This window comes from Halomonas sp. MES3-P3E, from assembly GCF_002836035.1.
In the GTDB taxonomy this organism is placed as follows: domain Bacteria; phylum Pseudomonadota; class Gammaproteobacteria; order Pseudomonadales; family Halomonadaceae; genus Vreelandella; species Vreelandella arctica.
The window spans coordinates 1-23426 of the sequence record NZ_PJBT01000006.1; the positions used below are offsets into that span (position 1 = coordinate 1).

Consider the following 23426-nt stretch of genomic DNA (forward strand, 5'->3'; position numbering starts at 1 on the left):
GGGTGCTTGTGCTTCCGGTTTTGCGGTTTCCATGGTTTGGCCCTCGTTGCTGTTACGGTCGGTCTGTTGAGTGGTGGTTGCTGGTTGGTTCATCAGGCCCTCCATTGGGCGGTTGGGGTGCAGGGTGAGGATGTGGAGCCAAGGCCCCACGGTTGGGAAAACGTGAGCAAGGCAAAAAGCGCCTGCCAGAAAGGGGGATGGGGCACGGCAAGGAGACAATCAGGAAGTGTTCGCATAACGAACGAAACCACTCCCCTATAATTCCCCTGACTGATTTCAAAAACGCGGGCAACGAGGCAACACCGGTAACACCATTGATTTAATTGGTATTTTTTGGCAACCTGTAGCCGCTTTTTTAAAACGGCAACAGACAAAATCAGGTGCTCTATAGATATAAAGATATGTGTTGCCTTTGTTGCCACCTCTCTTATTAATAGGCAACGGCTGCAAGCCCCGTGGTTGCTGGGTGTTGCCGTTGTAGCCAGTGTTGCCACAGAAACTAGGTTCACGCGTAAAAAGCCTATCCATCATTCGCCCCCTCGCTCTGCATCCAGCTTGTCGGGATCAATGACGAAAAAGCGCGTGCTCCCTCCTCCTGGGAGGCGGTAGTTTTTCTGGCGGCGGCCACTGTCGGTTTTGGCTAGCACGTTGTAGGTTTCCAGGGTGCGTATCACGCGGTCACGGCCATACCCCGCTGCCGCCTCAGTCAGTGAGGCACGGTTGAACAGGTAAAGACGCTTGCCGTCCTCGATCTCGAAGTAACCTGCTCGGTGCTTAATGTTGGAGTTGGGTAGCTCAGCAGCAATATTGGAAAAGCGGCTATCACCGTGCATGGCGATAAAATCCGATAGCGCGCTAAGTATTTGACGATCTTCTGCGTTACCGTCGCCTACCCTGGCGATCCACTCGCGGAATAGCTGGCGGCTTGCGTTGGCGGCGGTGCCTTCTTCCCACGGCAAAATTCCGTAAGTGGTCGCCAGCTCCCCGGCTAGCCCAATGATGGCGAAGCGATCCGCTACCCTGCCCGCCTGGGGGCCTTCAGAGTTGAATCCTTCCCGTACCTCAGCAAACCGCCGATAAAAGTAGTCGGGGTCGGTTTCCTTGAGTATCTGCTCCACGAATGCGGGGCCGATCATGCCGAAGTGGTGCGCTGTGGCCGTGGTCAGCCTTACGGCTCTTTCCGGTTTTCTGTTCCACGTCTTTACGGCGCAACAAGCGATTGCCTAGCGGGATCTGGTTCACCGTTTTGAAGGTGGGTTGGTGTGTGTTGTCGGTCATGGGTTTATGTCCTCGCGGTCTCGTTCCCAGCAAATGCTCCAGTAGCCCGAGTAAGCTTGACGCCCTCGCCAAAACCTTGCCAGCAGGGCCGGGTGTAAGTGGTGCCACTTACACCGAGGTAAAAAATTTTCTCTTGTATAAGCAAAAAAGCCGCTGCGGGGGCAGCGGCTTTAAACTAAACATAAACTACGACTCAATCTTAATTAGCTATTAATAAACAATATATCGCTTAAACACGGACTAGTTTCAGCAAAGGTTCAAAGGAATACATGGCTGGCCGTCGCCCTGATGCCTCCTCGACTGTACGTATTATGTCATTATCTAACATAATTCTAGTAAATCTTGCAGCAGTAGCTGCCGGAATCCCACTTTGCGAAGTAAATTTGTTATTACGAAATACAGGGTTAGTGAAAACAAAATCTAGTGCAGTCACGCTCCATTTTGAAGACAACAACTCAGCAAATAAAATTTTCATTTCTTCATATAACGACCTTATATTTTCAGCAACAGTTAAATTCCGTATTGCCTGTTGCTCTACGGCTTCTAGAAAAAAAGAACACCATTCTTCCCAATCCCCTGTCTCCGATACTCGCCTCATCGTATCAATGTACTCATCCTTATTTTCTTCAAAATATCCACTAATATAAAAATGAGGTGCTGAAATAGTTCCGTACTTCCATAACATCAAAGTTATCAACATCCTCCCAATCCTTCCATTACCATCTTTAAACGGATGTAAGGCCTCAAACTCTATATGCGCCAATGCTGCTTTAACGAGCGTTGGGCTAGGATCTTCATTGATATACTTGAACAATACATCTAATCCATCCTGTAGCCGCTCTGGGCTAACGGGAATGAAAAGTATTTTCTTTTTATTCCTATCAGCCAAATAATTTTGCTCAAGCTTAAACTCCCCCGGTGACTTTGATGCCCCTCTACCAAATGATAAAAGTCGTTGGTGTACTCCTTTAAGCAGCGACTGAGAAACTGGATAGCCATCATTTAGAGCTTTTTGAGCGGCCTTCAACGCCCTTTGGTAAAGTATTGTTTCAATAACTTCAGACCTTACACTAGGTGTACTAGCCGCCTCATTTTCATGATCAGCCTCATATTGCAAGATTTCATCCATAGTACTAACAGTTCCCTCCATTCTAGAAGAGATAACTGCTTCTTGATTCCTTAAAGGGGCAAGCAGTATTTCGCTATTGTGCATGTTTTTTAGCATTTGATCATAGCGTGCAATTGCATCTGTAGCTTTTATAAGTTTGTCTACAAACTTGCCATAATCTATTTTTTGAGGTGGAAATTTATCGTAGTGATAATTTACAGCTTCGTCTAAATTTAACTCCATTTCAATTGCCTCTCAAATTTTCAATTTCTTGAACGCCAAATATAGTACATCATATTTATCAATTTTTGAGAGTCAACATTATTTTCAATACCTCTATGGATGCCTGATCATGAGATGCATGCTTAGCAGAGGTTAGAATCTCATTTTTAGAACTATATGAGACTGTACCTATTTTGACGTGCATCTATGCAAACCTACAGAGCTAGCTTCTCACTTCCAAGAACTTATGAGAACGTAACCAACTTGACGTGCATCTATGCAAACCTACGATGCTAGCTTCTCACTTCTAGAAACTTATGAGAACGTAACCAACTTGACGTGCATCTATGCATACCTACGATGCTAGCTTCTCACTTCTAGAAACTTATGAGAACGAAGCTGTTTTGACGTGCATCTGTGCAAACCTACGATACTAGCTTCTCATTTTTGGAAACTTATGAGAATAAAGCTATCTTGACGTGCATTTGGGCAATCCTACAACGCTAGTTTTCAATCAAAGAAACTTACAGGCCTGTATGTAGCTCGACTTTCATATACTTCTCCCCTAACTCTCTCCTGAAAACAGCCTGCCCCCTTGCCTATCTGTCCCAAATAGATAATCCGCCCAAAATTGCATCATGGCGGGCCTTTGATCCGGGGCCATGTGCTGGGCGTGGGTGTAAACGCCCTCGATCCCTGGCAGCTTGTGCGATAGCTGTAGCTCTATCCATTCTCTTGGGTAACCCAATTCTTTCAAACCGGTGGCCACCACATGGCGGCAGCCATGGGGAACGTGCCGACCCTCATAGCCAAGGCGCTTTAAGGCCATGTTAAAGGCGGCATCGGATATCGGCTTACGGGGGTTGTTTCGACCTGGGAACAGCAGTTTGAAAGTTCCTGTTAGCTTGTGCAGGTAGCGCAACTCATGAACGGCTTGTGTGGGCAAAGGGACTTGATGCGCCCTGCCCATCTTCATACGCTCAGCGGGGATCTTCCAGATTCCGTCTTGTAGGTCGAATTCTTTCCACTCAGCCATGCGCAGCTCACCAGGGCGCACAGCCGTCAGCAGCAATAGCTTCAAGCCAATACGCACCATAGGGCTCTTATCGTAGCCCTCAATATCACGTACAAGTTCGGGCAGTTCTTCCTGAGAAATATGGTGAAAGCTTCCACGCTTATAGGGTTTAAGCGCTGTATTGAGGTCGGTGAGGGGGTTAAAGCTAGCCCGGCCCGTTATGATGGCGTAGCGATAGATATCCCTGCAGAAGGCGTGTAGCCGGCGTCTCTGCTCAAATTTTCCCAAGTCTTCTAGCGCGCGTAGTATCTCAAGCCACTCTAAGGGCAGAATGCTCTCAATGGCGCGATTACCCACCTTTGGGAAAACGTACATTTCCAGCACACGCTTACTATCGTTGGCTCGCTTAGAGGTCTCTTTCCAACGCGGCACCATGCTCGCGTGCCACTCCATGGCCAGCACCTCAAATGTGTTTTGTGCAGCGTACTGTTGCTGCCGCTTATCGTTTTGCTTTTGCTCAACTGGATCGGTGCCTTGAGATATTAAACGCCTTATGTCCGCCCGCTTCTCCCTCGCTTCGGCAAGGCTCACTTCTGGATATTTCCCAAGGCTAATCATGTTGCGCTTGCCATTAGGGCGTGTGTAGCGCAAACGCCACCCACGACGACCATCGGGCCAGATCCTAAGTTCTAATCCTTGGCCATCGTTGAGGGCTAAAATTTTCGTGCTAGGTTTGGTTGAGTTTATCTGTCGAACGGTTAGTGCCATGGCGGTATACCGAGCATCTTCGAATGGGGGCATATACCATTCTGTATACCACTTTGCAGCCGGTTTTGAAAGGAATGCTGGGGAACAATGAGGGCTAAAAAATAATGTCTTTCAGAGTGTTACACATCATTTTTGGCTTTGTCAGGACTTCTCAAGATAGCCCGTTGGCGTCCCTGGCAGGATTCGAACCTGCGACCTGCCGCTTAGGAGGCGGCTGCTCTATCCTACTGAGCTACAGGGACTTAAGCGGAGTACAAACTTGAGGGCGCGTAGTATAACGCGTCCGGTTAGGCAGGGCCAACCGAGTTGGCCCGCTTCAACCTAATTGCTAAATCCAACCAAGCAAACGCAGGGCAAACACGCCCAGCGTGACGGTAATGCTCGCCATCAGTGTGGTAATGGCGATGATATTGGCCGCTAACGCTACATTGCCACCGATCGCTTTTACCATCACAAAGCTTGCCGCGGCCGAAGGGCTGGCAAAAAACAGGAACAGCAAACCCAGCTGTGCTCCAGAAAAGCCCACTAGCCAAGCGGCTGCCGTTGAGACAATGGGCAATATCACCATTTTCATCCAGCTAGCGCTTAGCGCCACCTGACTACTGTCACGCATGCTTGATACAGAGAGCGTAGCGCCGATACAAATCAGCGCCAACGGCAGGGTTAAGGAAGCAAAGTAATCCCCTGAAGTAATCAACCAACTGGGCAGAGGGATAGAGAGAGCTGTAAATGGCAATGCGGCAAAGACCGAGATAATCAGCGGGTTGGTGGCAACATGCTTTAGCAAGCTGCGCCAGTCAGTGGACTGCCCAGGCTGATAGAACGCCAGCACCACCACCGAAAGCGCGTTGTACAACACAATAACCACGCCTAACAGCAAGCTACCCGCTGAAAGGCCGTAGTTACCGTACATACCCGCTGCAAGTGCTAGCCCCACTACACCGCAATTGCCACGGAACGCACCTTGCACGTATATACCGCGATCTTCACGCGCGACACGGTAATGCGCCCATACCCAGCTCAGCAGAAATTGCCCCAGCGTCGCCGCAGCAAAAAACACCATCAGTGAAACATCTAGCGCAACGCTTAGGTCGGCTTTTATCAAACTAAGAAAAATCAGAGTGGGCAGCGTCGCTTTAAAGACTAAGGCTGAGGCAGTTGAGACGAAAGCGCTGTCGATCAATTTCAAGCGCCTAAGGCTCAGGCCGATAAACACCATCGCAAACACAGGCAGCGTGATATCCAGCGTGCGAGCAAAGAGTTCGATTAGGTTCACAACAGTATCTCGATCTGCCTTGATTTTAAAAAACTGGCTTCTAGCAGTAAGTTCAGCACCTGCTTATATTCTACTGTTGGGCAAGTTTTGTCGACTAGTAAGCACGCCACAGGCACACAAGACGGCTTTTGGGGCATGTGGTAACTATTTAAATTGATCGAAGAGTTCCATGACATCATCATCATGACTTTGGGGCATATTGACGACCACCCCATCTCGGCCCTGATCTTTAGCCTTGTAACTCCCGGCATCGGCTCTCTCTAAAACGCTGCTTACACTGGCGTCAACTTCATCAAAGGTGGTGACGCCAATACTGAGCGTCACCATGTACTCTTTCCCTTGGTGAGTCACGGATATCTCCCCCACTGCTTGCCGCAAAGATTCCGCCACTGCCTTCGCCCGAGAAAGGGTACAACTAGGCAGCAGTACACCAAACTCGTCACCGCCCTGACGCGCTACATGGTCGCTACGACGCACCTCCCAGGCGACCACTTGAGCAATACGACGCAGCATTTCATCGCCCAAAGCATGCCCGCCTTCATCGTTGATAGGCTTAAAGTGATCTAAATCGAACAGCAACAGGGCCGAAGGCGTGCTGGTTTTTTGAAAATCGGCAAAAGCTTCTTCAAGGCGGCGCTCAAAACCTCGACGATTCAGCAAACCCGTTAGCGGGTCATGCTCCGCCTCCCAACGCTGAATAGCTTCCTGTTCCCGTCGCTCAGTTATATCTTTCACAACTCCCACCAAACCAAGGGTATGGCCATCTTGGGAAAGCATAACCACGCGAGCATGAATATCCAGCCACAGCAGCTCTTGATCGCTGCGTAAAAAGCGTAACTGACGCACAAAGTCACTGCCGGTACGTAGGCTATGGACCCACATATCCTTGGTACCGGTGATATCGTCAACGTGAATTTGAGTGAGCCATGACTCCATAGCCAGATCAGGAGAAATATTCAGCATCTCAAGCAATGCTGGATTCATGTAAGTGATGTCACCTTTAATATTGGCGACAAACATGCCCTGCGGTGCGGCATTGAGCACTGAGTCAAGAAACGCCTCGCGCTCCTGAAGATTACTGAGCAGTAGCTGCCGCTCCTCTTCTACCCGGTTAAAGGTGGATGCGACTTGCTGCAGTTCCTGCATATTGGTGGCCAGGCTGACGTGCTCTCTGTGGCCCAGCCCCACCTCACCAATCTGTTTTTCCAGATGCTTAAGGGGCGAAAGCTCACGACCTAACAGCCACCACAACAGGGGCAACATCAATACTGCCAGCGACACCCATAGCCACCAAAGTTTCTGGATGAAATTAGCCAGCGGCAATTGCGCTTGCTCAATCGGCAAATAGAAGCCAACGACCCAACCGGCAGGCCACACTTGAGCATAAGACTGTAGCGCTGTTTGGCCATTTAATAATTCGTCAACAACATCACCTTCCCAGCCATCCAAAGCAAGATCCAATCCAGGATTAAATTCCTTGTCAGGTACGCTGGCATTAATCAAGCGGCTGTTAGGGTGATACAAAATTTTTCCGGATGCAGTAGCAACAGCCGCATAGCCACTCTCACCCAAGCGAACCTTGGCCAAGCGACCAAACATTCCGCCTGAATCCAGGCTAAGAATGCCGCCCACGAAACCATCGAACTCACCTTGTTCAGTAAGGCGTGGAACGCTGACTAACACCATAGGCATACCACTAGCTCGCCCTTGAAATGGCTCGCTGACGTAAGGCCGAAGAGTACCGCGCAGCATACGGAAGTATTCAAGCTCGGCCGTGTGAAGCCCTACTCGGCCTACAATAGCAGGCCAGTCAGCTACGATCTCCCCTTCGCGATTAGCAACCACAACTCCCTCAAACCAAGCCAGCAGACCATCATTCTGACGCAGCTGGTAGCGGATCCAGCTCGCATCATCAGTAGCACTAATTATGCCGCTTAAGCGTTCTAATGCCTGAAAGCGCTGTTCAACCTGCTGGGTCACTTCGTCGGCAAGCAGAGTAGCTTCATAACGCAGATGAGACATATTGGCCTCATGCACCATGGTTTTACCCAGTTGCCACGACATGCCGAGCACCAGTGACACCACCAAAAACCAAGTAAGCGCGAGCCCCAGCAGAAGCCGGCTTTTTAATGAGCGAGAGGTGAGTGTTAGTTTCAGTGGGTTAGCCAGAGACACTGGCTAACCTTGATTTATAAAATAACGGCAGCATTTATACCCATTTTCTGTGGTAGGCGGAGCAGTATCGCTCAATCCAATTCAACCACCAACATAACAAAATTCCGACCCGCGCAAACGTTGATACGTATCAACTATAAGCCACTTTTAAAATTAATTTAACTGTGGAGCCTTCTATTTCATGGGTAATAAAACTGACTTTACATCAGCTACTGCAACACACCTGCTAGTAGTGCGGTGGCATTTTCGATCAGCTCGTCCAAGTGCTGTTCGCCTTTGAAGCTTTCGGCATATACCTTGTAAAGTGATTCCGTGCCGCTAGGACGAGCGGCAAACCAACCGTTTTCGGTAGTGACTTTAATACCGCCAATAGCAGCGCCATTGCCGGGTGCGTTGACTAACACCGCAGTAATCGGATCGCCAGCAAGCAGCTTCTCCGTTACGCTTTCTGCAGTCAGGTTTTTAAACGCAGCCTTCTCTTCCGGTGAACAGGGAGTATCCACGCGTTTATAGAAAGGCTCGCCAAAACGCTCGGTGAGCGTGCGGTAATACTCGCTGGGCGTTTTGCCAGTGACCGACATGATTTCTGCTGCCAGCAAACAGAGCACAATGCCGTCTTTATCGGTAGACCACGCTTTGCCTTCACGGGTCAGCAAGCTGGCGCCTGCGCTCTCTTCGCCGCCAAAGGCCAGCCAGCCTTCGTGCAAACCATCTACAAACCACTTAAAACCTACTGGGACTTCATACAGCTCACGCTGGTGGGAAGCCCCTACACGATCGATCATCGAAGACGACACCAGCGTCTTGCCAATCTTCAAGCTAGTGGCCCACTCTGGGCGATGAGTAATCAGGTAATCGATACACACGGCTAAAAAGTGGTTAGGATTCATCAAGCCGTTAGCGTCAACAATTCCATGTCGGTCTGCATCCGGGTCGTTACCAAACGCTATATCGAAGCGATCTTTAATCTTGAGCAGATTGGCCATTGCTGCAGAGCTTGAGCAATCCATACGAATTTTGCCGTCGTGATCCGACGGCATAAACGCAAACTCAGCATCAATCGTAGTATTCACAACCTCAAGATTGAGATGGTAGTGCGCCGCGATTGCCTCCCAAACAGGCAACGCCGTGCCCCCCATCGGGTCGACACCAAGCGTTGGATTTGCCTTCTGAATCGCAGCCATATCCACCACCGTGCCTAATTGAGCAACATAATGAGCGGTGAAATCGTACTCTTGGGCATGGGCGATCGCCTCATCAACCGGCACGGTAGGTACATCTTCAAGCTGACGCAGCAGGTAAGCATTCGCACGCAGCTCAATCCAGCCGGTGGCGTCAGTATCCGCTGGGCCGCCGTGGTGCGGGTTGTACTTGATGCCGCCATCTTCCGGCGGGTTATGCGAAGGCGTGATAATCAGGCCATCCGCAAGCGCTGGCACCGTCTGATCCTGTGGGCGATTATGATGCAAAATTGCCTGGCTAATCAGCGGTGTAGCGGTGTATCCGTGGCCTTTTTCAACAAACACCGACACCCGGTTGGCGGCCAGCACCTGCAGTGCACACTCCCAAGCGGGGCGAGAAAGCGCGTGGGTATCGAAACCCAGGAACAGCGGTCCCTGATAACCCGCTTCGATACGGTAATCGACCACCGCCTGAGTAATTGCATAAATATGTGCGGCATTGAACGTCCGCTCAATGGAGCGGCCACGGTGGCCGGAGGTGCCAAACGTTACGCACTCCTTGGCCTCGTTAGCACTCGGTGTTTCATCAAAAAATGCTTTCGTGACAACATCCATTTGTGTCTCCCTTGATTTAATTAGCAACATATTTATGGGTACGTTTTCCCAAGATAGCTAGCTCAAACATAGCTAGTTTAAGGGCAACTAGGTTAAGAACCACTAGTTTACACACCACAATTTTGAGTGTGTCACAAAGACATAACGTACTGCTTAAAACGACGGTCTCAATATCCAAGCACAACACAATTGAAGGGTGCTCGAACCCGCGACGGTTTTTTTGAACACCTCGGCGTTGACTTCCCGCAGCTGTGCCCTGGCCTTGCCATTACTCTACCGTCACGCTCTTAGCCAGATTGCGGGGCTTATCCACATCGGTGCCTTTTACCAAGGCCACGTGGTAGAACAGCAGCTGAAGCGCCATCACTAGGCTTCACCGCGCTGCCGCCGCGCTGACCCTTCCTATCGCCTGGAGCACCGCCCAAGCCTTTGGGGCCGACCCGCTCCCCTTTGTAATGGCCGTGGCCTACGGCGCCAGCGCCTGCTTTTTAATCCCCTTTGGCTACCAAACTCATTTAATGGTGTATTCACCCGGCCGCTACCGTATCACCGACTTTTTAAAGATTGGCTTACCGGTTAGTGTGACCTATTCGGCAGCGGTATTGGTGATTACACCACTGACGTTTCCGTTTTAAATAGCGCTAGAACGCCTGCTGATTAGATTCACCCATCAGTCGGCGCGCACTATGCCTGATGCAGAACTTCGGGTAGGAGCGGGGTCACCACCAGCCCTATCAGTCAGCGGTTCTGGAGTGAACTGAGGTGATCATCCATTAATGAGCATTCAACCTTGTTCACTTATTTGCTTCAAACAAAACGGCGCAAACGCCATGAGACCGACACCCGGCAGGCGCAGAGAAAGCTGACAATGTCGCGCATCATGGATACTGCGTAGGGCGATACCACCCCAAAGCTCAATCAAAAGCACAAACGCAAGCGGCGACCGAGGTCGCCGCTAATAGATCGTTTTTAAAAGAATTTATCAAGCTATGTGTACTGGGGTCTTCTGGCCTGCCTCCCCCCTTCTGCTGGCTATCTACATGCTCAGTCAATCACTTCGACACGCAATTGGTAGGTCGAATCGCGCCCTTGGATCGACCCGATCCGACGCCCCTCTACCCATACGCTGTACTCACCGGGCGCTAACTGTTGGCTGATAGCAAAATCGCCCGCGACAGCCGTTCCCTGGTCTTGTGCGACCACGTTACCTTGAGCATCCAGTAAACGCGCTTCTAAGCGGTAACTACCTTCGTTGCCTGGAAAGGTAGAGCTGTCAATCTGAACGTTGCTTGGCTCATCGAGCGTAAAGGTGGCAACCTCACCTTCAAAGGCAATCCGCACGTCGGCCAGAATGGTATCGAGCGTATTATCACTGCCGCCTGCGTCATCTGTTTGCTGAGCAAGCGTTTCCGGTGCGGCCTGCTGTTCACTGCCGCGATTGTCGCTGCCAAGAGCCACCGATGCAGCTCCCGGCCTAACAAACACTGAACCCGTGTCGCCTGCCTGACCAAAAATGGCATCATCGCCATCATCAATACCGCTTTCGCCTTGCGCTACGCGATTGCCTGACGCATCCAGCCCTACCACTTGAATCAAATAGCCGTTCGCACCAGAGTTGGTTGATCCCATTTTACGCGCCTCGGTAGCAAGCGTGTATTCACCGGGCTCCAACTCCACGGTCATTTCCAGCCCACCACTACGACCGAAGGCATCTCCCTCTCGAATCACATTACCCTGTTCATCGGTTAGCGATGCAACAATACGATAATCGCTATCCCCCCCCACGGGATTGCTGACTAACTGATACTGCCCGGCATCAGTCACCGTAAAGGTATGGGTTTGCTCGCCACGAAAAGGAAAAGTACGGCTGCGCGCGTCGGTTTGTGAAGAAAAGAACTTGGAAATGTCCACCTGATTAGCAGCCTCAAGACTACGCTGCTCGGCAGGGCTTTGCGCCCATAGCGGTAAACTGGCGGTTACCAGCACTACGCCGAGGCCGATCACATACCGATTGACCATGACTATTCTCCTTTGATACCCAATAAAATCCGCATACAAGAAAGCCGGCCCAAAGGGCCGGCTTCGATCATTACAGCTTTGTTCGCGAGGAACAAGAATTAGAAGCTGTAAACAACACCTGTAGCAACGAAGTCACCTGCGTCTTCTTCACGGTCATAAACGCCGGTTTCCGCCCAAATGTACATGCTGTCGCTGATGTTGTAGTTAGCGCCGATCAGGAACTCATTGTACTCTTCGTCACCGGTAGTACCCGCGTAGTTCTCATCAACAATCCCAGCAGCGTCTTGAGCATCTACAAACTGGTAACCCGCGTAAACATCACCGAAGTTGAAGCCATGACTTGCACTCAGAGCATAACGGTCTACTTCACCGTCATCACTACCTTCTTCGAAATTAGTGCGCTCGTACTTAGCACCTAAAGTCGTAGCACCTAAGCCATATACAGCGCTGAGTGCGTAAGCATCCGCTTCGAATTCTTCACCAGTCGTAGTATTTTCTAGTGTGTAGTTATCCAAAGAGTCGTAAATAGCGGCTAGCTGGAGGCTATCAATGGTGTAACGTACACCGGCGAAGAATGCAGCTTCATCTTCTTGAGTGGCATAAGTACCGTTACCGTTTAGATCATTACCCGACTCACCTTCAGCGTCACCTTTGTATTGAAAACCTAAGCCAAAGTCAAAGCCGCCAAAGCTCGGTGACATGTACTGTACTTTATCGCCTTCACGGTCAATTTTTGCATCGGGATTACCGGTTAAAGTTTTGACCCCATTAGCAACGTCAGTAGAGGAGTCAGAAACATCAGCGAACTCGTAGTTGGTGATTTTGTCTTGTGCCCAGTCATCAATCAGCGGGTCCCAAGAACCTACACGCAAGTCACCAAAATTACCTTTTGCGCCAACGTAGGCTTGGTCGCCATTCTCGATGCCATCTTCAACTTTAGCTTCATCAGCGTCGTGTTCCCACTCAGCCTTCATGTAGGCTGTCAGGTCACGCGAGATCATGTGAGAAGCGTTGATACCAACGGTAGAACCGTTATCGCCCAGTTCATCTTCGGTGCTGCCATCACCAGCTTCTACAGCCGAGTAGGCCAACTGGATGTGCCGTACAGATCAACCTTGGTGCCATCTTCGTTGTAGATAGTCGCGGCTTGGGCTGCTGCGGAGGCGCCCATGGCACCGATGATAGCAGTCGCTAGAAGTGTCTTTTTCATGATTTTAATTCCTTAGCTCGTATACTGTTTCGATCGTTACTGCTCGACTCTTAATAAGTCGGCAGGTGGCTTTTGCGGGCCATGCTCTTTTTCCATCCCCGGTTTTTCCCGGTGGTATGCGGCATGTCCTCAACTAAGCCTTGTTATAGTCCAATGCTCGCAAGGCAAACTCTATACTGGGATCCCAGAGAACGCAATAGAAAAAAACAGTGTTTCTTTACTATTTGCATTTTTTTATGGAACCCCTGCGCTCAGGCCTGGTCTCAGCGCCCTTTGAATTTTTGCTGCAAGCCTAGCAATTTGTCTTCTAAGCTAAGCGGCTTATGCGATTCACTTTTTTCACTTTCAGCCTGCTCTACCGCCACTTGCCGGGGCTTTGGGGCAACAGGTTTTGATTTGGATGGGCTTTTCTTAGGTTGTTCGTTCTCTTTTTTTTCGCCGCGTTTTTCTGATGCATGCTGCGCTGCCTCTTTATCAACCTTACCGGCAGGCTGGCCGTCTAAATCTACCCGCTCAGCGCCTACACGCACGGCTTTTATATAGCGGGGAAGGTTTACGTAGTTGGCCAGTGCGCGACGAATCAGCTTATTGGGCCACTCTTCGCGCTCCGCCAAGTCTTGGTGAATACCTACTTTGAGCGGTTTGGTATGGCCTTTAAAGAACGCTTTTGGATAGCGTTCATACCATTGATTAAGCAGTGCATGCGGCGAAGGTGCTTGGGCAGATTCAGCTGTTTGAACTGTTTGTGCTATTTCGGCAGGCCCCTCTTGTTCGTTATGCTCTGGTACAGCTTGTGGAGCGGACGCTGCTGGTTCAGAGATTGCTTGGTCAGACGCTTCGCTCTTAGTGACCATTGGTTCAGGAGCACCTTCGCGGTGGGATTCAGCGGTGGCCGCCCTCTCCTGGCCTGGCTCGCTTGGCTCTGGAGCATTTTGCAGCGCCAACTGCTGCATTAGCCGCTGGTTTTCTTCGCGCAGGGCTTGCAGCTCAGCTTGTGTGCGTTCAAGACGCGCTTCTAAGTCATCTAAAATATTCATTAAGCTGGCGGCCATAACCTTCTCCTTTGACCTTTTCAGTCGGCGATACGCTCGTAGACCACAAAATCGTAGTTTGGCTGCCCTTCTGCTGGCTGCCCCGCTACGCGCTGTACTTCTTGCCATTCGCTGAGTGCGAAGTCAGGAAACGTGGCGTCGCCTTCTACGTCGATATCCACTTCCGTGATGTAAAGCCGCTGAGCAAAGGGTAGCGCTTGGCGGTAAATCTCTCCGCCCCCCATCACCATGATCTCTTCTGCCGCCTCTATAGTGGCATGCTGGTCGGCCAGTTCCAGCGCTGCGGGCAAGTCGTGGCACACACGTATGCCTTCGTGAGAAAACTCGGCGTTGCGGGTAACCACTACATTAAGCCGGTTCGGCAGCGGCTTGCCAATGGAGGCGTAAGTTTTACGTCCCATCACCAGTGGTTTTGCCTGGGTAATACGCTTAAAGAACTTCAAATCTTCGGGCAAGTACCAGGGCAGCTTGCCGTCGACGCCGATCACTCGGTTCTTTGCCATGGCGACAATCATTGCCACCGGCACCAGGGAATCGAAGCTATCCTTTTGTTCTGCCATATCGTTCAGCTGGCTCATACCGCCACCTCGGCTTTGATGTGAGGGTGCGGTTCGTAAGCCTCAATCTCGATATCTTCGAAACGGAACGCGAACAGGTCGTTTATTGCTGGGTTAAGCACTAGCTTTGGCGCGGCCTTCGGGGTGCGCGCGAGCTGTTCTTTGGCCTGTTCCAGGTGATTACTGTATAAGTGCGCATCGCCAAGGGTGTGAATAAATTCACCCGGCTGAAGGCCTGTCACCTGTGCCACCATGGTCAGTAGCAAGGCGTAGCTGGCGATGTTAAACGGTACACCGAGGAAAATATCGGCGCTGCGCTGATAGAGCTGGCACGACAGTTTTCCATTGGCAACGTAAAACTGGAACAGGCAGTGACACGGCGGTAGCTGCATTTCATCGACCTGGGCTGGGTTCCAGGCGGAAACAATCAGCCGGCGCGACTGTGGCGAGGTACGAATTTGCTCCAATACCCTGGCAATCTGGTCAACGCTGCCACCTTTAGGGTCAGGCCAGCTACGCCACTGGTAGCCGTAAACGGGGCCTAGGTCGCCGTTTTCATCTGCCCATTCGTCCCATATCCGCACGCCGTTCTCTTTCAAGTAGGCGATGTTAGTGTCGCCCTTCAGGAACCATAGAAGTTCGTGAATAATAGAGCGTAGGTGCAGTTTTTTGGTGGTGATGAGCGGAAAACCACGCGATAAATCGAAACGCATTTGATGACCAAACACGGAACGCGTACCCACGCCTGTGCGGTCGTGGCGGTCAACGCCATGCTCCAAAACGGTTTGCATCAAGTCTAAATAGGGTTGCTCAAGCGCGGGCGTTGATACAGTCACAGAATTTCCAAATTAACAGGCGGTGTAGCCGTTTATTCTAGGTGGTGGGGTCATAAGGGGCAATGCGAAGATTGCCCCTCTTTTTAGCCAGTCGGTCGAAACCAACTGGCTAAGCGCTCCTTTTTCTAGACTTATGGGATTTTCACGTCCACTGGCTGGGAGCGTGACCAGGCAATAACGAACAGGCCCAGGGCAATCATGGGGAGGCTGAGCAGCATACCCATGGTGAACCAGCCAAACGCAAGATAGCCAATATGGGCGTCGGGCATGCGGACAAACTCGACCATAAAGCGGAAAACGCCGTAGCAGACTAAAAACAGCCCGGATAAGAAGCCGCGAGATGTGGGCTTGGCGGAGACCCACCATAGAATAGCGAACAGCACGACGCCTTCCAGCAAAGCTTCATAGAGTGCGGATGGGTGGCGCGGTTCAGGCTCCATACCGGGAAACGGCATGCCCCAGGGTAGCGAGGTCACGCGCCCCGGTAGCTCGTGGTTGATAAAGTTGCCGATGCGCCCAGCCCCCAAACCGATGGGTACCAAGGGGGCAATAAAGTCAGTCAGGGTCAAGAAGGCTAGCTGTTTGCGCCGAGCGAATATCCAGGCCGCCAACAGTACGCCGAGTAGGCCACCGTGAAAGCTCATGCCGCCATCCCATACGCGGAAGATCCACAGCGGGTCGGCTGTCCACTGTCCTAGCCCGTAGAACAGCGCGTAACCTAAGCGCCCACCTGCCACCACCCCTATCGCACAGTAGAAAAGCAAATCGCCGATATCATCATTATTGAGGCCGATGCGCGATGCCCGCCGACAACCAAGCCACCATGCTGCGACAAAACCCACTACGTACATCAAGCCATACCAATGGACTTGCAGCGGCCCTAAGGAGATTGCCACTGGGTCAATCGTCGGGTAATTAATCATTTACACTCTCTACTCTGACCAAAGGGAATTTTCACTCACGAATTACTAAAGCGCCCACACCATTAGTTAGCGAGCAAGTTTAACGCCTAAGCGGGCAAATGGAACGTTGGTGCCAACAATACTGAAAAACGCAAACCACATCTCAACGCCAGCTCCTTACTCCGAGCGACCGCTGCTAGTGTTCATTGATCGAACGCGACGACGAAGGTCATTCAGGACGATGATCATGCAGGAGGTGTCGGTTTAAGCGTGCCAGGAAACCAATGGCTAATCATGCTGAGAAGAGTTTCAGGTTGGTACGGTTTGGCAAGCAGGTCATCCATACCGGCGGTTAGGCAGGCATCACGCCCAGCGTTGTCAACGTTGGCTGTCAGCGCAACCAGCACGCTTTGGCTACCGCTATGGGTGCGCTCATATTCACGCCAGCGCCGGGTGGTCTCAAGCCCATCCAAGGTGGGCATAAAAATGTCCATAAACACCAGGTCGAAAAAGGCGCCTTGCTGGCGTTCAAGCGCCTGTTCACCGCTACTCACACCTTCTACTTGAAGACCCTGGGTTTCCAGCATTTGCCGTGCCAGCATCAAATTCACCGGCCCATCATCAACCACCAGCACACGTAAATTATCACTTCCCTTCGCCATGCCTTCTTCAGCAGTGTGCTGAACAAGGTTAGCTAATAGCGCGCGAATATCTGACAGCCGCTCGCGCACATCCATAATATTTTGCCGACAACTATCGGTAATATCGTTTTCGGCCATTGCATTTAAGTGTTCAAACAGACTGTCAGTTTCACGCTGGAGCAGTATTAGATAACCTGACTTTAAACGTGACTCTTCCCGCGCCCTGTCACGCCCCGCCATTAAGTGTTTGAGCTGCCGCTGCTGATGTTGAAGGTCGTCCAGTAGCGTTTGTTCATGCTCATGCTGTGTGTTTTTAGTGGCGGCATTAGCTACTTGCGAGTAGTGGATGCGGCGTTTAAGCCCGGCTAGCATTTCGTTAACATTGGCCAGGCGCTGCAGGGGAAGATGAGTTTCGTCGGACGCATCCGACGGGGAGCATTGTTGCTCGAGCTGCGCACGTTCAGCGGTGGCGCATAATACCTGACTGTGCCGCTCAAGCTCGGCGAGTTCTTGTATGAAACGAATATCGTTACGTCGACCACGCGCTTTGAGCAGCATTAGGAAGGCGCCGACATTCAAACTGCTACCGATGAGCAGGGCGGCCATTAACCATAGCAGAGTGCTCCAGGAGGCGTAACTTGGCGACACCCACCAGACCATTGCACCAACTACCAGGCAGAGCACAATCAGTGCCGCTTGCAAAAGCAGCAGCGGCCACAACAGCGGCCACACAATGGCGTTCCAAAAGTGCTCCCTTTGATAGCGCTGCATGATCTCGCCTTCCTCTTGGCCGAATGGCCGCTGATAACGTGACCGCTGTTTAACCGCTGAGACACCTGCCACTATGACGGCACTCACACCCCTTGGGTGATGATTTATACTACAAACCTGATACTGATAGCAGTGTACGTCTACGCTTCGTTACTGTCATGCTGCTCTTGCGTTGAACGTATTTCACCCTTTTCGCCTATGAGTTTGTTATGTGCTTGATATCGTTTGCTTGGCAACCCGGTACGCCGACACCTTTGCGGCTGATGGGCAACCGCGATGAGTTCCATGTACGCCCTACCGCGCCACTTGCGCAGTGGAAAGATAACCCTGCCATTATCGGTGGTCGTGATTTGGAGGCTGGTGGTTCGTGGCTGGCTGCCAAGCGTGGCGGTGTCGTAGCAGCCTTGACCAATGTACGCGATTTACAACTGAGCGTGCCCCCCGGCGCGCCTAGCCGTGGCGAACTGGTCGCAAACGCTCTGAAGTGTGACGATATTAACGCGTGGCTCACCGAGCTTGGTCAAGGCGGGGCATTACGCTATGCAGGCTTTAACTTGTTAGTTGCCACGCCACAGCGAATGTGGCATTTGCACCGTGGTCGTGACCGCCTAGCCTTAAGCGAGGTAGCCCCCGGCGTGCATGGCCTCTCCAATGCCGACCTTAACTCCCCCTGGCCAAAGCTTTTACATGTGCGTAGCGCACTCGAACATACGCTTTTCCAAGAAGGCCCAGTTCAAGCCTGGCCTCACATCGTGCAGTGCGCGATGCAAAATCCTCAGGAGGCTGCGGTGGAGGAGTTACCGGATACCGGTGTGGGGCTCGAATTGGAGCGCCAGTTATCGGCGGCGTTTATTGTTGGCGAGCGCTATGGCACCCGTGCCACTTCGTGGCTGACGTTAGACGCCCAAGGGAACATCGACATTAGCGAGCAGCGCTTCGGGCCGCTGGGGCGGTTTGAGGGTGAAACCACCCTGGCGCTTCCCAGCAGCTGAAGACAAACATCCCTTAGTCGCGGGGTGGCATCAAATGCGCCAACTGCCACTCATCTAAACGCTGATCTAAATGCGCATGTACTTGGGCAGGTGTATCCAACTCCATCACTTCTTTGAGCAGCTGCTGGGCATCGGTAAACGGTACTCGGCGGATTGCCGCGCGTACTTTGGGTAGGCTGGGCGCGTTCATGGAGAGGCTGGTAAAGCCCATTGCCATCAGCAGCAGCGCCCCAGCTGGGTCACCGGCTAATTCACCGCATAAAGAAATGGGTTTATGAAGCCGCGTAGCGTCGTTGGCAAGTTCCAGAAGCGCACCGAGCAGCGCTGGGTGCAGGGCATCGTACAGACTCGATACCCGTGGGTTATTGCGGTCTACCGCCAGCAAGTACTGGGTAAGATCGTTGCTGCCTACGGAGAAAAAGTCGACTCGCTTAGCCAGCGCATCCATTTGATAAATAGTAGCGGGCACTTCAATCATCACGCCAACCTTAGGCCGAATGACGGGAATGCCCTCTTCCCCTAGCTCTAAAATGGCGCGATCCAACAGACGCAGTGCCTCATCGACCTCTTCTACGTTGGTGATCATCGGGAATAGCACGTAGAGATTATCGAGATCAATGGAGGCTTTAAGCATGGCGCGCAGTTGCACCATTAGCACTTCGGGGTGATCCAGCGTTACCCGCATGCCGCGCCAGCCAAGGAATGGATTGGCCTCTTCGATGGGGAAATAGGGCAGATCTTTGTCGCCACCAATATCCAGCGTACGCATCACGACCGGCAGTGGCGCAAAGCCTTCTAACTGATCGCGATAGAGCCGGGTTTGCTCTTTTTCGCCGGGGAAACGCTCGGTGATCATAAACGGCACTTCGGTACGGTAAAGCCCCACCCCTCCGATGCGGCTTTTCAGCAGCGCAGTGGCATCAACTGCCAACCCAGTGTTCACCAGGAGTGGCATGATATGACCATCGGGCGTGGCGCTGGGCAAATCCTGTTCGTGCTCAAGTAGTTCGCTGAGCGCCTCTTCTTCGGCGATCAGACTGGCGTAGCGGGCTTTAAGTTCAGGCGCTGGGCGCACGAACAGTCGACCACGGTGACCATCCAACACCACCGGCGCACCGCCCAGGCGCGGCAGCGGCAAATCCACCATGCCGAGCACCGTAGGAATACCCATTGCGCGGGCGACAATCGCCACGTGGGACGTGCTGGAGCCACGCACCGAGACGAGTCCTTTAAGCTTGTCGCGGGGGACTTCACCCAGCATGGCCACGCTAATTTCATCGCCGACCAGAATGGCGTTATCGGGGTAGGTTTCCGGCGTAGAGGGGATGTCTTCCTGTAGGTGCGCCAGTACTCGGCGGCCTAGATCACGAATATCAGCCGCCCGCTCACGCAGGTAGTTATCGTCAACCCGCTCTAAATACTGCACGTGGCGTCGAACCACATCGGCGAGCGCGCCTGGCGCCCACTGCCCTTCACGAATACGCTTTTCGACTTCATCGGCCAGCGCCGCTTCACCGAGCATCTGCTGATACACATCAAACAGCGCCAGCTCCTGAGCGGAGATACGGCTGGCCAACCGTTCGGCCGCCGCACGAATTTCGCTGCGGGTTTTGCCAATTGCTTCCTTTAAGCGTGCCACCTCATAATCCAGGTCGCTGGGTACCAAATCAGGCACGCTGTTTAAGTCAGCAGGCGGGGTAATCACCACCGCCTCACCCATCGCCATGCCTGGCGAGGCGGCAACGCCTTTAAACATTGCCTGGCCGCCCGCAAGCGCCGGGCGCATTAGGTTGCCGGTCGCCAACGCATGGGCCAATACACCTGCCAACTGAGCGGCCATGGTGACCAAAAAGGCTTCGTCTTCATCGTCGTAGCGGCGCTTTTCGGCTTGCTGAACCACCAGCACGCCCAGCATATGGCGCTGATGAATAATCGGCACACCCAAAAAGCTGGAGTAGCGCTCCTCGCCGGTGGCTTCAAAGTAGCGGAATTGCGGGTGGGTCTGGGCGTCTTCGAGGTTAAGCGGCTCACTGCGCTTAGCCACTAAGCCCACTAGGCCTTCACCTAATGGCAGTACGACGCGCCCAACAGCCTGGGTGCGCAGGCCAATGGTCTCCATCAATACCAGCGACTCAAGCTCTTTGTCGTAGAGGTAGAAAGAGCACACATCGGTCTGCATCGCCTTACGAATTCGACGTACCATTGTGGACAGCGCGGCATTGAGGTTGCGCGCGCCGTTCACTTCCTGAATCACCCGGCGCAACACCTCAAGCATGGACGTTTTACTTTTCACTGTTATTTGCCTCGCTGAGGAATTTCTTGGCAAACTGCCGCCGCCCTACCTTGGGCAGCGGCGTGTCGCCCTAATCGTCATCCTGTGCCAGGCGCTGAACGCGGGGAGACAATTCTCGCAACGCGCGCCGATACACCTCTCTTTTAAAAGGTACTACCTGCCCTAGCGGGTACCAGTAGCTCACCCACCGCCACCCATCAAATTCAGGTGTTGGGGTTGCCGTCATACAGATTTGGCTTTCCTGGCAACGAATTTTAAGTAAAAACCACTTTTGCTTCTGGCCTATGCAGACCGGACGCGAATGTGTGCGAATCATGCGTCGTGGCAGACGGTAGCGTAGCCAGCCCCGGGTGCAGGCAACAATATCAACATCACCGGCGGTTAAGCCGATCTCTTCGTAAAGCTCACGAAAAAGTGCTTGTTGTGGCGTCTCGCTTGCATTGATGCCCCCCTGGGGAAATTGCCACGCATTTTGTCCTACCCGACGCGCCCAAAGCAGCTGCCCCTGGCTATTGGCAATGATAATGCCAACATTGGGGCGAAAGCCGTCAGCGTCGATCACGGACATCACCTTCATAAATTTTCAGTTGTCCCCATTTTTCCACAAGGGAGACAAACGTATCAATACAATATAACGCTAAGTGATGAATGGCTGCGGCGCGTTGGTGGGAATGAGGTGGCGACTCTGCGATAATCCGCCTCCGCTATTTGCCTAATTAGCGCTTATTTCACCACTACTATTCGCCTACTATCACTGACTAAAAAAGGGGAGCGCCGTGAGTCTGGCCATATTCGATTTGGATAATACGCTGCTATCCATCGACAGCGATCATGCCTGGGGCGAGTTTTTACTCGAACAAGGGGCTGTCGACCCGGTCGCTTACCGGGAAGCCAATGAGCGTTTTATGGCCGATTACAACGCGGGTACGCTGGATATGGCCGCCTTTTTAGAAATGGCGCTTAAGCCTCTAGCCGATAACACTCCTGAGCAGCTTGCTGCCTGGCATCAGCAGTTTATGGTCAGCAAAATCGAGCCCAGCATTCTACCCAAAGCGGAAGAGCTGCTGGCCCGTCACCGCACTAAAGGCGACACGCTGCTGATTATTACCGCCACTAACCGCTTTATTACCGCGCCGATTGCAGAGCGCTTGGGTGTCGATCACTTGATCGCGGTGAATCCGGAAGTGGAACAGGGCCGTTACACGGGGCGTGTTTCTGGCACGCTGAGCTACCGCGAAGGCAAAGTCACTCGCCTGGAGCATTGGCTGAAAGACCAAGACCTGAGCATGGAAGGCGCCTGGTTCTACAGCGACTCGCACAATGACTTACCGCTATTAGAAAAAGTCGAGCACCCCGTTGCGGTAGACCCAGACGACACCCTGCGCAAAGTCGCCGAAGAGCGCCAATGGCGGATTATGAGCTTGCGGGATTGAAGTGAGTATTGAAGCGTAAAAAAACCCCTGAAAGCCATGCTTACAGGGGTTTTTTACGTTGACTGCCGCTCATCTAAAAGCGTCAGCAGGCGCGTTTAACCGAGCAGGTGCTCGACCGCAGCACGCTCTTCGCGCAGTTCTTTCTCGGTGGCTTTCATCTTCTCTTCGCTGAAGGCATCGATTTCGAAGCCTTGAACGATTTCATACTTGCCACCCTGACAGCGAACCGGGTAGGAGTAGATGATGCCTTCTTCAATGCCATAGCTGCCGTCAGACGGAATCGCCATGCTGACGATGCCTTTGGAGCCCAGCGCCCAGTCGTGCATGTGGTCGATGGCGGAAGAGGCAGCAGAGGCGGCAGAAGAAGCGCCACGTGCTTTGATGATGGCCGCGCCGCGCTGTTGCACGGTGGGGATGAAGTCGTTTTCGTACCAGTCGCGCTCAACCAGATCGAATGCTGCTTTGCCGTCGACTTTGCACTGGGCCAGATCCGGATACTGAGTGGCACTGTGGTTGCCCCAGATGATCATGTTTTCGACGTCAGTGACGTGCTTGCCGGTTTTCTGTGCCAGCTGGGTCAGGGCGCGGTTGTGGTCCAGACGCGTCATCGCGGTGAACTGGCCTGCGTCCAGGTCCGGCGCGTTGCAGGAAGCAATCAGCGCGTTGGTGTTAGCCGGGTTACCCACGACCAGCACTTTCACATCACGACTAGCGTGGTCGTTCAGCGCTTTACCTTGAACGGAGAAGATCGCGGCGTTGGCTTCCAGCAGATCTTTACGCTCCATGCCTGGGCCACGCGGACGCGCACCTACCAACAGGGCGAAGTCAGCGTCTTTGAACGCGACGTTCGGGTCATCAGTCGCGACGATGTCTTGAACCAGCGGGAAAGCACAGTCATTAACTTCCATTACCACGCCGTTCAGGGCGTCCATTGCCTGGGGAATTTCCAGCAGCTGGAGAATGACAGGCTGATCCGGCCCCAACATGTCGCCAGCGGCGATGCGGAAAATAAGAGAGTAGCTGATCTGACCGGCGCCGCCGGTAATCGCAATACGTACTGGATCTTTCATCATTGCTCCTTG

Annotated in this window: 20 protein-coding genes and 1 tRNA gene; 3 read left to right on the plus strand and 18 right to left on the minus strand. The window is 52.5% G+C overall.

Going from position 1 to position 23426, the window contains the following annotated elements; genetic code table 11:
• Positions 1-527: 527 nt before the first annotated feature.
• The 7 genes from CXF87_RS02115 to pgm all read right to left on the minus strand — a co-directional run bounded on the left by CXF87_RS02115 (position 528) and on the right by pgm (position 9638).
• Positions 528-1136 carry a hypothetical protein gene (locus CXF87_RS02115; protein ID WP_101145295.1) on the minus strand — a complete coding sequence of 203 codons (609 nt, stop codon included), beginning with the start codon at positions 1134-1136 and terminating at the stop codon, positions 528-530.
• Positions 1137-1507: 371 nt separating this feature from the next.
• Complete coding sequence (locus tag CXF87_RS02120; RefSeq protein WP_101145296.1) at positions 1508-2629, minus strand: Fic family protein; 1122 nt, start codon at positions 2627-2629, stop codon at positions 1508-1510.
• Between the two features lie 544 nt (positions 2630-3173).
• Positions 3174-4424 carry a tyrosine-type recombinase/integrase gene (locus CXF87_RS02125; protein ID WP_101145297.1) on the minus strand — a complete coding sequence of 417 codons (1251 nt, stop codon included), beginning with the start codon at positions 4422-4424 and terminating at the stop codon, positions 3174-3176.
• 132 nt (positions 4425-4556) lie between these two features.
• Positions 4557-4633 (minus strand) — tRNA-Arg (locus CXF87_RS02130).
• Between the two features lie 86 nt (positions 4634-4719).
• Entirely contained in the window at positions 4720-5667 is a 948-nt protein-coding gene (locus CXF87_RS02135; RefSeq protein ID WP_101145298.1) for an AEC family transporter, read from the minus strand.
• A gap of 144 nt (positions 5668-5811) precedes the next feature.
• Positions 5812-7731 carry a sensor domain-containing diguanylate cyclase gene (locus CXF87_RS02140; RefSeq protein WP_232774525.1) on the minus strand — a complete coding sequence of 640 codons (1920 nt, stop codon included), beginning with the start codon at positions 7729-7731 and terminating at the stop codon, positions 5812-5814.
• A gap of 320 nt (positions 7732-8051) precedes the next feature.
• Positions 8052-9638: a phosphoglucomutase (alpha-D-glucose-1,6-bisphosphate-dependent) gene (gene pgm / locus CXF87_RS02145; protein WP_101145299.1), complete on the minus strand. Its 1587-nt coding sequence runs from the start codon at positions 9636-9638 to the stop codon at positions 8052-8054.
• 455 nt (positions 9639-10093) lie between these two features.
• Here pgm and CXF87_RS02150 point away from each other — a divergent pair, with 455 nt between their 5' ends.
• Positions 10094-10273, plus strand: coding sequence for a hypothetical protein (locus CXF87_RS02150; protein WP_232774518.1), 180 nt, complete (start codon positions 10094-10096; stop codon positions 10271-10273).
• Between the two features lie 409 nt (positions 10274-10682).
• On the opposite strand, the gene CXF87_RS02155 is transcribed toward CXF87_RS02150, so the two are convergent.
• The 8 genes from CXF87_RS02155 to CXF87_RS02185 form a co-directional block, all read right to left on the minus strand.
• Positions 10683-11657, minus strand: coding sequence for a hypothetical protein (locus tag CXF87_RS02155; RefSeq protein ID WP_101145300.1), 975 nt, complete (start codon positions 11655-11657; stop codon positions 10683-10685).
• Positions 11658-11755: 98 nt separating this feature from the next.
• Complete coding sequence (locus tag CXF87_RS02160; protein ID WP_232774520.1) at positions 11756-12748, minus strand: porin; 993 nt, start codon at positions 12746-12748, stop codon at positions 11756-11758.
• Positions 12730-12867, minus strand: coding sequence for a hypothetical protein (locus tag CXF87_RS21860; protein ID WP_232774522.1), 138 nt, complete (start codon positions 12865-12867; stop codon positions 12730-12732). The genes CXF87_RS02160 and CXF87_RS21860 overlap by 19 nt, the downstream gene beginning before the upstream one ends.
• 263 nt (positions 12868-13130) lie before the next feature.
• The gene (locus CXF87_RS02165; protein ID WP_101145301.1) at positions 13131-13919 is read right to left on the minus strand and encodes a ProQ/FINO family protein; all 789 of its coding nucleotides are present in this window, start codon (positions 13917-13919) and stop codon (positions 13131-13133) included.
• 20 nt (positions 13920-13939) lie between these two features.
• Complete coding sequence (locus tag CXF87_RS02170; RefSeq protein ID WP_101145302.1) at positions 13940-14497, minus strand: dihydrofolate reductase; 558 nt, start codon at positions 14495-14497, stop codon at positions 13940-13942.
• Positions 14494-15267 (minus strand): thymidylate synthase, encoded by a 774-nt coding sequence (locus tag CXF87_RS02175; protein ID WP_232774535.1) that lies wholly within the window; start codon positions 15265-15267, stop codon positions 14494-14496. The genes CXF87_RS02170 and CXF87_RS02175 overlap by 4 nt, the downstream gene beginning before the upstream one ends.
• 176 nt (positions 15268-15443) lie before the next feature.
• Complete coding sequence (gene lgt, locus CXF87_RS02180; protein ID WP_101145304.1) at positions 15444-16235, minus strand: prolipoprotein diacylglyceryl transferase; 792 nt, start codon at positions 16233-16235, stop codon at positions 15444-15446.
• A gap of 224 nt (positions 16236-16459) precedes the next feature.
• A complete protein-coding gene (locus CXF87_RS02185; RefSeq protein WP_101145305.1) occupies positions 16460-17626 on the minus strand; it encodes a response regulator in 1167 nt (388 codons plus the stop codon).
• Between the two features lie 209 nt (positions 17627-17835).
• Between CXF87_RS02185 and CXF87_RS02190 the strand changes: the two genes are divergently transcribed.
• The gene (locus CXF87_RS02190) at positions 17836-18618 is read left to right on the plus strand and encodes an NRDE family protein (protein WP_101145306.1); all 783 of its coding nucleotides are present in this window, start codon (positions 17836-17838) and stop codon (positions 18616-18618) included.
• Between the two features lie 13 nt (positions 18619-18631).
• Here the strand turns inward: CXF87_RS02190 and ptsP are convergent, their stop codons facing one another.
• Both ptsP and rppH read right to left on the minus strand, forming a co-directional pair.
• The gene (gene ptsP, locus CXF87_RS02195) at positions 18632-20893 is read right to left on the minus strand and encodes a phosphoenolpyruvate--protein phosphotransferase (protein WP_101145307.1); all 2262 of its coding nucleotides are present in this window, start codon (positions 20891-20893) and stop codon (positions 18632-18634) included.
• Positions 20894-20981: 88 nt separating this feature from the next.
• On the minus strand, positions 20982-21473 hold the full coding sequence (rppH, locus tag CXF87_RS02200; RefSeq protein WP_101145336.1) for an RNA pyrophosphohydrolase: 492 nt from the start codon (positions 21471-21473) through the stop codon (positions 20982-20984).
• Between the two features lie 214 nt (positions 21474-21687).
• On the opposite strand from rppH, the gene CXF87_RS02205 reads away from it, so the two are divergent.
• Positions 21688-22344 (plus strand): HAD family hydrolase, encoded by a 657-nt coding sequence (locus tag CXF87_RS02205; RefSeq protein ID WP_101145308.1) that lies wholly within the window; start codon positions 21688-21690, stop codon positions 22342-22344.
• A gap of 95 nt (positions 22345-22439) precedes the next feature.
• Here the strand turns inward: CXF87_RS02205 and CXF87_RS02210 are convergent, their stop codons facing one another.
• A complete protein-coding gene (locus tag CXF87_RS02210) occupies positions 22440-23414 on the minus strand; it encodes a malate dehydrogenase (protein WP_101145309.1) in 975 nt (324 codons plus the stop codon).
• Positions 23415-23426: the final 12 nt, after the last annotated feature.